Annotated in this window: 9 protein-coding genes; 7 read left to right on the plus strand and 2 right to left on the minus strand. The window is 75.4% G+C overall.

The window, feature by feature from the left end; genetic code table 11:
• On the minus strand, nucleotides 1-446 hold a 446-nt coding region (locus tag ABD308_RS36380), incomplete at its 3' end, for an FAD-binding oxidoreductase (RefSeq protein WP_344344484.1).
• 97 nt (nucleotides 447-543) lie between these two features.
• Nucleotides 544-927 carry a VOC family protein gene (locus tag ABD308_RS36385; RefSeq protein ID WP_344344486.1) on the minus strand — a complete coding sequence of 128 codons (384 nt, stop codon included), beginning with the start codon at nucleotides 925-927 and terminating at the stop codon, nucleotides 544-546.
• 115 nt (nucleotides 928-1,042) lie between these two features.
• Between ABD308_RS36385 and ABD308_RS36390 the strand changes: the two genes are divergently transcribed.
• The 7 genes from ABD308_RS36390 (at nucleotide 1,043) to ABD308_RS36420 (ending at nucleotide 9,267) form a co-directional block, all read left to right on the plus strand.
• Nucleotides 1,043-1,732, plus strand: coding sequence for a TetR/AcrR family transcriptional regulator (locus ABD308_RS36390; protein WP_344344488.1), 690 nt, complete (start codon nucleotides 1,043-1,045; stop codon nucleotides 1,730-1,732).
• A gap of 57 nt (nucleotides 1,733-1,789) precedes the next feature.
• Nucleotides 1,790-2,224, plus strand: coding sequence for a GNAT family N-acetyltransferase (locus tag ABD308_RS36395; protein ID WP_344344490.1), 435 nt, complete (start codon nucleotides 1,790-1,792; stop codon nucleotides 2,222-2,224).
• Nucleotides 2,225-2,316: 92 nt separating this feature from the next.
• The gene (locus ABD308_RS36400) at nucleotides 2,317-2,892 is read left to right on the plus strand and encodes an SRPBCC family protein (protein WP_344344492.1); all 576 of its coding nucleotides are present in this window, start codon (nucleotides 2,317-2,319) and stop codon (nucleotides 2,890-2,892) included.
• Between the two features lie 75 nt (nucleotides 2,893-2,967).
• On the plus strand, nucleotides 2,968-4,548 hold the full coding sequence (locus tag ABD308_RS36405) for a class I adenylate-forming enzyme family protein (RefSeq protein WP_344344494.1): 1,581 nt from the start codon (nucleotides 2,968-2,970) through the stop codon (nucleotides 4,546-4,548).
• Nucleotides 4,545-5,780: an FAD-dependent monooxygenase gene (locus ABD308_RS36410; RefSeq protein ID WP_344344496.1), complete on the plus strand. Its 1,236-nt coding sequence runs from the start codon at nucleotides 4,545-4,547 to the stop codon at nucleotides 5,778-5,780. Before ABD308_RS36405 ends, ABD308_RS36410 begins: the two co-directional genes overlap by 4 nt.
• The gene (locus ABD308_RS36415) at nucleotides 5,777-7,855 is read left to right on the plus strand and encodes an FAD/NAD(P)-binding protein (RefSeq protein ID WP_344344522.1); all 2,079 of its coding nucleotides are present in this window, start codon (nucleotides 5,777-5,779) and stop codon (nucleotides 7,853-7,855) included. The genes ABD308_RS36410 and ABD308_RS36415 overlap by 4 nt, the downstream gene beginning before the upstream one ends.
• Nucleotides 7,852-9,267, plus strand: a complete 1,416-nt coding sequence (locus ABD308_RS36420; protein ID WP_344344498.1) for a nitrosuccinate lyase — start codon at nucleotides 7,852-7,854, stop codon at nucleotides 9,265-9,267. The genes ABD308_RS36415 and ABD308_RS36420 overlap by 4 nt, the downstream gene beginning before the upstream one ends.
• Nucleotides 9,268-9,282: the final 15 nt, after the last annotated feature.

A 9,282-nucleotide genomic window follows, 5' to 3' on the forward strand; every position in this document is an offset into this window, starting at 1 on the left:
CGGACGTGGTCGGCGGCGAAGCCGCGGCGGCGGCCGAGCAGGCCCGTGCCGCCGCCGAGGGTGTAGCCGACCGCGCCGACGTCCGGGTTGGAGCCGCTGAGCGGGGCCAGGCCGTGCGGCGCGGCGGCGGCGAGCACCTCGCGCCAGCGGACGCCGGCCTGGACGGTGGCGGTGCGGGCGGCCGGGTCGACGGTGACGCGGTCCAGGCCGGCGGTGTCGACCACCACGTGGCCGTCGGTGGGGACGGAGATCCCGTGGCCGGTGGCCCGGACGGCGACGGCGAGGCCGTGTGCGGCGGCGTACCGGACGGCGGCGGAGACGTCCGCCGGGTCGGCGGCGGACACCACCAGGGCCGGATGGTGGTCCAAAGCGAGGTTGTAGCCGGTCCGCCGGGCTTCGTAGCCGGCGTCTCCGGGCCGGTGCACCGGCCCCTTGGTCTCGATCATGCCGGGAGGCTAACCCGCCCGGGGGCGGAGCAATCCCGTCCGTATCGGATCTCTGTCAGGTCCCCCCGTACGGGAGTTGACGGCCCGTCAGTACATTTCACCGGCTGTCGCCGGAGGCACGGGTCATGATCTCCAGGTTGTGGCCGCTCGGGTCCTCGAAGTAGGCGCCGCGCCCGCCGAACCAGTCGTTGACGCGGCCGGGGTGGCGGTGGAACGGGTCGGCCCAGTAGGTGAGTCCGCGCTCCCGGACGCGGTCCAGGATGGCGTCGAACTCCTCGTCGCCGACCAGGAAGGCGTAGTGCCCGGTGGGGACCGGTCCGCCGACCCGCATCACGTCCAGCGCGACGTCGTTGGCGAGCCGGACGACCAGGAAGGGCTCGCTGCGGACCGGGGCGGCCAGGCCCAGGATCTCGGTGAGGAAGCGGGCGGTCTCCTCGTCGTCGCGCGCCGGGACGATCGTGTGGTTGAGCTGAACGGCCATGGAACGCTTCCCTCCTGGGGCTTCCGGACGTCTCCCGAGCGTAGGACTTCAAGTCCGCTTCACGTCAAGTGTGCCGTAAACTACACGATGTAGTGCACCGCAAGGAGGGTTTCCCGTGACCGACCAGACCGACCCGCGGCCCGCGGACGCCCCCGAGACCCCGGCCGCCGGCCCGGGCACCGCCCAGCGCGGCATGCCGGAGAAGCGGGTGGCGATCACCCGCGCCGCGCGCACGGTGTTCGGCCGCGAGGGCTTCACCCGCACCAGCGTGGACGCCATCGCCGCCGAGGCCGGCGTCTCCAAGCGGACCATCTACAACCACTTCGCCGACAAGGAGCAGCTGTTCCAGTCGGTCGTCCTGGAGGGCGCCACCGCCGTGGCCGCCACCCAGGCCAGGATCGCCGACCGCCACCTGCGCAAGATCGTCGACCTGCGCACCGATCTGCTCGACTTCGGCCTGGAGCGGGTCGACTCGCTCACCACCTTCGCCGAGCACTGGGCGCTGGTGCGCACCATCGAGGCCGAGGCGCTGCACATCCGCCCGGCGCTGCTGGAGGCCTGGCAGGAGGCCGGCCCGCGCGAGACCCACCGGACGCTGACGCACTGGATGACCGACTTCGCCGAGCGCGGGCTGCTGGTGGTGCCGGACCCGGCCGAGGCCGCCCGGATGCTCAACCTGCTGACCTTCCTCGCCGTCGCCCAGCCCACCTTCTACGGCGCGCTGCCGATGCCGGCCGAGCGGATCGCCGAGCTGGTGGCCAACGGCGTGACGGCCTTCCTCGCCGTGTACGGCACCGAGCGGTAGCCTCGGCACTACGCTGCAACCGCCTTCAGTCGCCACGATCCGCGGGGGGAACGGACCATGGAACTGACCGTCGTCGACGTCGCACCGGACACGCCCGCGCTGCACCGGGACGTCGCCCCGCTGATCCGGGCGCTGCGCCCGGCGCTCGGGGCGGACGCCTTCGCCGCCTTCGCCGCCGAGGCGCACGCCCAGGGCCTGGTGTTCACGGCCGCCTACGACGACCGGGGACGCTGCCTGGCGGTGGCCACCCACCGGGTGCTGACCACCAGCCGGGGGCGGCTGCTCTTCGTCGACGACCTGGTCACCGCGCCGGCGGCGCGCTCGGCGGGGATCGGCGGACGGCTGTTCGGCGTGCTCCAGGAACGGGCCAGGGCGGCCGGCTGCGTGCGGATCGAACTGGACTCGGGGACGGTCAACCACGGCGCGCACCGCTTCTACCACGCGCACCGGATGGCGGTCACCGCCCTGCACTTCGGCCTGGAAGTGAAGTAGCGGACCGCTGGTCCGTCAGGTCCACGGCGGACTTGACGGACCAGTCGGCGCGGCTTTGACCCTCCCGCGCGCCGCCGCCCAGGATTCCGGGCATGGGAGACATCGGAGAGAACACCGGGAACACCGCCGAAAGCACCGGGGACATCGCTCCCCTCTTCCGTTCCTGGGCCGAGATCAGGATTTCCGCCGCCCCGGCCGAGGTCTATTCCGTGGTCAGCGACCTCCCCCGGTCCGGCGAGTGGAGCCCGGAATGCCGCGGCGGCGACTGGGTGTCCGGCGAACCCGCCGCCGTCGGCTCGGTGTTCCGCGGCGAGAACCTGCGCGACCCGGACGTGGTCGCCTGGGCGCCGGTGGTCCGCGGCACCTGGTTCACCCACTCCGAGGTGGTCGCGGCCGAGCCCGGCCGGACCTTCCGCTGGGCCATGCGGGACAGCGCCGGGCGGGCCCAGGACAGCGTCTGGGCCTTCGACGTCGCACCGGCGGAGGACGGCGGCAGCGTGCTGGTGCACCACTTCCGGATGGGCGCCGCCACCGAGGGGATCCGCGGCATCACCGCCGGGCTGGACGAGGACGGGCGGCGCCGGTTCTTCGCCGAGTGGGGCGAGAAGGTCGCGGCCGACCTCGGGACGACCCTGGAGCGGATCAAGCGGGTCGTCGAGAAGGGCTGAACCCGCCGCCCCCCTGAAATCCCCCGCACATCCTGAAAGCACAGCGACCCGCGACCCCATCGAGAGGGCGGAACGGTGTTCCTTCAGCGCATAGCCAACCGGGGAATCCGACTGGGCACGCTCTTCGAGCGGGCCGCCGTCCGGAACGGCGCCAACGTGGTGATCCTCGACCACGACCTCGGCATCGCCCCCGAGCTGGGCCGGCGGGCCACCGTCGCCGAACTCGCCGACCTGGTCGACGACCACGCCTCCCGGCTCTGGGCGGCCGGGGTCCGCCCCGGCCGCCGGGTGGTGATCCACAAGTCGAACGGCTTCGACATCCCGCTGCTCTCCTGCGCCGCCGCCCGGATCGGCGCCGTCCCGGTGCTGCTCTCGCCCCAGCTGGACGGCGCGACCGTCGCCGAACTGGTGCGCCGCACCGGCGAACCGTTCCTGGTCACCGACGCGGCCAAGCTCGCCGAGGAGCTGCCGGCCGAGGTCTTCGACCTGGCGGCCGGCGTCCTGCTGGCGGCCGGCGAGCACCCCGGCGCCACCGCCCTGGCCGCGCTGGCCGGCTCACCCCGGGTCGCGCCGGTCACCCCGGCGCCCGACCACCCGGCGCTGATCACCCACACCTCCGGCACCACCGGCACGCCCAAGCTGGCCGTGCACACCGGCCGCACCCTGGAGGCCCGCTACCGCCCGCAGGCCACCGTGCTGCGCCCGGTCGTCCCCCGGCGGGAGACCATCGCGATCCACGTCTCCTTCGTGCACTCCCGGCTGGTCACCGCGCTGGCGATCGCGCTGTTCCGCGGCTTCCCGGTCCTGGTGCTGGCGCACTCGGAGCCCGCGCACGTCGCCGCGCTGTTCGCCCGGCTGCGCCCCGGGATCCTGGAGGCGCACCCCAACTCCTTCATGGAATGGGAGGAGTTGGCGAAGGACCCGCGCCGCCCGCTGGCCAACGTCAAGCTGTTCTCGTCCACCTTCGACGCGATCCACCCGCGCACCGTGCGGACCATGCTGGGCGCCTCCGCGCGGCGCGCGCCGGTCTTCGGCCAGCTGTACGGGCAGAGCGAGGTCGGCCCGGCGGTGGTGCGCTCGTTCTCCCGCCGGCGCGGGACGGACGCGGACGGCCGCTGCGTGGGCATGCCGTTCCCCGGCTTCACCGGCGTCCGGGTGGTGAGCCGCGACGGCGAGCCCCCGTCGGCGGCCCGTCCGGGGTACATCGAGGTCCGCAGCGACGGGCGGATCGTCACCTACCTCGGCGAGCGGGACCGCTACGAGCGACAGGTCCGGGACGGCTGGTGGCGGATGGGCGACGTCGGCTACCGCACCCGGTGGGGCTGCGTGCACCTGCTGGACCGGGAGGTGGACCTCATCGAGGGCTTCGGCTCCACGCTGGCCGCCGAGGACGCCCTGTTCGCCCGCCTCCCCGAGCTCGCCGAGGTGGTGATCGTGCCCGGCCCGGACGGCCGGCCGGTCCCGGTCGTCTGCACCAAGGACGACCGCCCGCTCGACCCGGCCGCCTGGCGGGACGCCGCCGCGGACCTGCCGCCGATGGCCGACCCGGTGCGGTGGCGGCTGCGCGATCTCCCGGCCACCGCCACCACCAAGATCAAACGGCTGGAGCTGGCCCGCCGGCTGGCCTCCGCCGAGGGCGACGGACCGGTCCGGTGAGCGGGCGCCGCGGCACGTCCGCGACCGTGCTGGTGGCCGGCGGCGGGATCGGCGGACTGGCCGCCGCGCTGGCGCTGGCCCGGGGCGGCCACCGGGTGGTGGTCCTGGAGCGGGCACCGGAGTTCGCCGAGCTCGGCGCGGGCATCCAGATCGCGCCGAACGGCGTCCTCGCGCTGGAGCGGCTCGGCCTCGGCGACGCCGTCCGGGCGGCCGGGGTGCACATGGCGGAGCTGCGCTTCATGGACGGCGTGACCGGCGAGCACGTCACCAGCCTGACCCTCACCGAGCGCTACCGGCGGCGGTTCGGCAACCCGTACCTGGTGGTGCACCGGGCCGAGCTGCACGGTCTGCTGCTGCGCGCCTGCCGCGCCGAGGAGCGGATCGGGCTGCGCGCCGCCACCGCCGTCACCGGCTACCGGCAGGACGCCGCGGGCGTCACCGCCCTGCTCGACGGCGGGGCGGCCGTACGGGGTGACGCGCTGGTCGGCGCGGACGGCATCCACTCGGCGGTCCGCGCCCGGCTGCTCGGCGACGGCGCGCCGCGGATCTCCGGAATCACCGTCTACCGGGCGGTGATCCCGATGGAACTCGTCCCCGAGGAGCTGCGGCGGCCCGCCTCGGTGACCTGGTGGACCGGCCCGCACTGCCACTTCGTCCACTACCCGATCGCCGGCGGGGCCCTCCTCAACCTGGCCGCCTCCCGGGACAACGGCGCCACCGAGGCGCCGGCCAACGTCGCGGTCACCGAGGAGGCCGTCGCGGAACAGCTGGCGGGTCTGGCCGCGCCGGCCGCCCGGCGGCTGCTGGCGCTCGGCGAGGGCTGGCGCTCCTGGGTGCTGGTGGACCGCGACCCGGTGGAGCGGTGGACCGACGGCCGGGTGGTGCTGCTCGGCGACGCCGCCCACCCGATGCTGCACTACGCGGCGCAGGGCGCCTGCCAGGCGCTGGAGGACGCGGTGCTGCTGGGCGAACTGGCCGACGGCACCGGCGCGCTCGCGGAGGCCTTCGACACCTTCGCCGCCGAACGGCGCGCCCGCACCGCGGCCGTGCAGCGCGCCGCCCGGGAGTCGATCAGGCTCTGGCACCCGGCGGGCGAGGCCGCCGAGGCGCGCAACCGGCTGCTCCGCGGGCTCTCCGAGGGCGGGCTGCACGAGCGGGTGGCCTGGATGCACGGAGTCAAGACCTTTTCATCATCAGATCACCACAACTACGATGGCGAGCCGTGGGCATGATCGATCGCCATCTCCAGATCTGCGTCATCGGCGCGGGTCCGCGCGGCCTCTCGGTACTGGAAAGGCTCTGCGCCAACGAACGAAGCAGCCCCACCGGGGCCACCGTCACCGTGCACCTGGTGGACCCGGCACCCCCCGGCGCCGGCCGGGTCTGGCGCACCGACCAGTCCCGGCACCTCCTGATGAACACGGTGGCCTCGCAGATCACCGTGTACACCGACGACAGCGTCCGGATCGAGGGCCCGGTCGAACCCGGACCAAGCCTGTACGAATGGGCCGAATCCCTTGCCCGGGAGGGCACTTCCGCGGACCACCCGGCCCACCACGACGACCAGACCCTGGCCGAGGCCGCCGACCTGGGCCCGAACACCTACCCGACCCGCGCCTTCTACGGGCAGTACCTGCACGACGCCTTCCGCGCCGTGACCGCCGCCGCCCCGCCCACCGTGACCGTCCGGGTGCACCGCTCACGGGCAGTCGCGATGGCCGACGCGCACGGCTTCCCCGGCGGCCCGCAGGGCGTCCGGCTGGAGGACGGCACCCGGCTGAACCGGCTGGACGCCATCGTGCTCGCCCAGGGCCACGTCCCGGCCCGGCTCACCCCGCGCGAGGCGCGCACCGCCAGCCTGGCCCGGATCCACCACCTCGACTACGTCCCCCCCGCCAACCCCGCCGACGTCCAGGTCGCCACCAGACCCGGGCAGAGCGTCCTGCTGCGCGGCCTGGGCCTCAACTTCTTCGATCACATGGCGCTGTTCACGCTCGGCCGGGGCGGCCACTTCGAGCGGGTGGACGGCGCCCTGGTCTACCGCCCCTCCGGCACCGAGCCCAGGCTCTACGCCACCTCCCGGCGCGGCGTCCCGTACCACGCGCGCGGCGAGAACGAGAAGGGCGCCTACGGACGCCACCTGCCGCGGCTGCTCACCCCCGGGGTGGTCGCCGCGCTGCGCGACCGCGCCCTGCGGGGCGAGCCGGTGCGCTTCGCCACCGACCTCTGGCCGCTGGTCTCCCGCGAGGTGGAGGCCGTCTACTACGGCACGCTGCTCACCGCCAAGGCCCGCGGCGCCGAGCGCGCGGCCTTCACCGACCGCTTCCTGACCGCCGCCGACCCGGCCGCGGTCCTGGACGCCTTCGGGCTCCCGCCGGCCGAGCGGTGGAGCTGGGACCGGCTCTCCCGGCCTTACGCCGGACGGGAGTTCACCGACCGCGCGGACTTCCGCGACTGGCTGCTCGACCACCTGCGCCAGGACGTCGCCGAGGCCCGGGCCGGCAACCTCAGCGGCCCGCTCAAGACCGCCCTGGACGTGCTGCGCGACCTGCGCAACGAGATCCGGCTGGCGGTCGACCACAGCGGCATCGAGGGCGCCTCCTACCGGGACGACCTGGACGGCTGGTACACCCCGCTGAACGCCTTCCTCTCCATCGGCCCGCCGGTCGAGCGGATCGAGCAACTGATCGCGCTGATCGAGGCCGGCGTGCTGGAACTCCTCGGCCCCGGCACCGAGATCCGCATCGACCCGGTCGACCCGGCGTTCACCGCGCACTCCACCGCCGTCCCCGGCCCGCCGGTCCGCGCCTCGGTGCTGGTCGAGGCCCGGCTGCCCGAACCCGACCTGCGCCGCACCGAGGACCCGCTGCTGCGCCACCTGCTGGACACCGAGCAGTGCGCCGCCTACCGGATCCCCGGCGGGCCCGGCGGCGGCTACCAGACCGGCGGCCTCGCCGTCACCGAGCGGCCCTACCGGCTGCTGGACGCGCGCGGCCGGGCGCACCCGCGCCGCTTCGCGTACGGCGTGCCGACCGAGTCCGTGCACTGGGTGACCGCCGCCGGCATCCGCCCCGGCGTCGACTCGGTGACCCTGGGCGACTCCGACGCCATCGCCCGCGCGGTGCTGGCGCTCTCCCCCGCCCCCGAGTGGCCCGCCGCGCCCGTGCCGCCCCGCGCCGGCACCGGAGGCACCCCCGGCACCGCCCGGACGTTCAGCGTGAGCGGGGCCGGCAACCCCGGCAACACCGGCAACCCCGGCAACACCGACGAGACCGACGAGACCGAACCGAGAGGCGTCGTCGTATGACCGACCAGCACCCCGCCCCGACCGACGCGGACACCGACTCCGGACTGCTCTCCCCCGTCCGGGCCGGCACCCCGGTCGAGGCGGCCGTGGCCGACCGCGCCTGGCTCCAGGCCATGCTGGACGCCGAGGCCGCCCTGGCCCGCGCCCAGGCCGGGCTCGGCACGGTGCCCCCCGCCGCCGCCGCCACGATCACCCGGGCCGCCCGCGCCGGGCACTTCGACGTCCGCGCGCTCGCGCTGGCCTGCCGGGAGACCGCCAACCCGGTGGTCGGCCTGGTCCAGGCGCTGGCCCGGGTGGTGGCCGCCGAGGACCCGGCCGCCGCCGAGTACGTGCACCGCGGCTCGACCAGCCAGGACATCCTGGACACCGGCGCGATGCTGGTCGCCGCCCGGGCCCTGCCGCTGATCCGCGCCGACCTGGACCGCACCGCCCGCGCGCTGGCCGCCCTGGCCGCCGACCACCGGGACACCGTGCTGGCCGGACGCACCCTGGCGCTCCAGGCGGTGCCCACCACCTTCGGCCTCAAGGCGGCCGGCTGGCGGCACCTGGTGCTGGACGCCGACCGCCGGCTCGCCGCCGTGCTGGCCGACGGCCTGCCGGTCTCCCTCGGCGGCGCCGCCGGCACCCTGGCCGGCTACCTGGAGTACGCCCGGCTGGACGGCCCGGACCCGGACGTCGAGGCCAGCGGCTACCTGGACCGGCTGGTGGACGCCTTCGCGGCGGAGACCGGCCTGGCCCGCCCGGCGCTGCCCTGGCACGCGCTGCGCACCCCGATGGCCGACCTGGCCGCCGCGCTGGCCTTCACCGCCGGGGCGCTCGGCAAGATCGCGGTGGACGTGCAGTCGCTGACCCGCACCGAGGTCGGCGAGGTGGTCGAGCCGGCCGTCACCGGGCGCGGCGCCTCCTCCGCGATGCCGCACAAGCGCAACCCGGTGCTGTCCACCCTGATCCGCAGCGCCGCGCTCCAGGTGCCGGTGCTGGCCGCCGGACTGACCCAGTGCCTGGTCACCGAGGACGAGCGCTCCGGCGGCGCCTGGCACGCCGAGTGGCAGCTGCTGCGCGAGTGCCTGCGGCTGGCCGGCGGCGCCGCGCACACCTCGGTGGAGCTGGCCGAGGGCCTGCTGGTCCGCCCGGAGCGGATGCGGGCCAACCTGGAGCTCACCGGCGGGCAGCTGGTCTCCGAGCGGATCGCCGCCCGGCTGGCGCCCAAGCTGGGCAAGGCGGTGGCCAAACAGCTGCTCACCGAGGTCTCGCTGACCGCCGACCGGGAGGGCCGGCCGCTGGCCGAGGTGCTCGGCGAACAGGCCGAGCTGGCGGGGCACTTCACCCCGGCGGAGGTCGCCGCGCTGTGCGACCCGGCCGGGTACACCGGCGCGGCCGGCGCCCTGGTCGACCGGGCGCTGCGGGACTGAGCGCCGTCGGGGGGG

The organism is Kitasatospora putterlickiae, from assembly GCF_039527695.1.
In the GTDB taxonomy this organism is placed as follows: domain Bacteria; phylum Actinomycetota; class Actinomycetes; order Streptomycetales; family Streptomycetaceae; genus Kitasatospora; species Kitasatospora putterlickiae.

What these genes read in the sequence shown, in the direction of transcription:
- ABD308_RS36385 (WP_344344486.1), bottom strand. Translation starts at nt 927, where the DNA reads ATGGCCGTTCAGCTCAACCACACGATCGTCCCGGCGCGCGACGACGAG.
- ABD308_RS36395 (WP_344344490.1), top strand. Translation starts at nt 1,790, where the DNA reads ATGGAACTGACCGTCGTCGACGTCGCACCGGACACGCCCGCGCTGCAC.
- ABD308_RS36400 (WP_344344492.1), top strand. Translation starts at nt 2,317, where the DNA reads ATGGGAGACATCGGAGAGAACACCGGGAACACCGCCGAAAGCACCGGG.
- ABD308_RS36415 (WP_344344522.1), top strand. Translation starts at nt 5,777, where the DNA reads ATGATCGATCGCCATCTCCAGATCTGCGTCATCGGCGCGGGTCCGCGC.
- ABD308_RS36420 (WP_344344498.1), top strand. Translation starts at nt 7,852, where the DNA reads ATGACCGACCAGCACCCCGCCCCGACCGACGCGGACACCGACTCCGGA.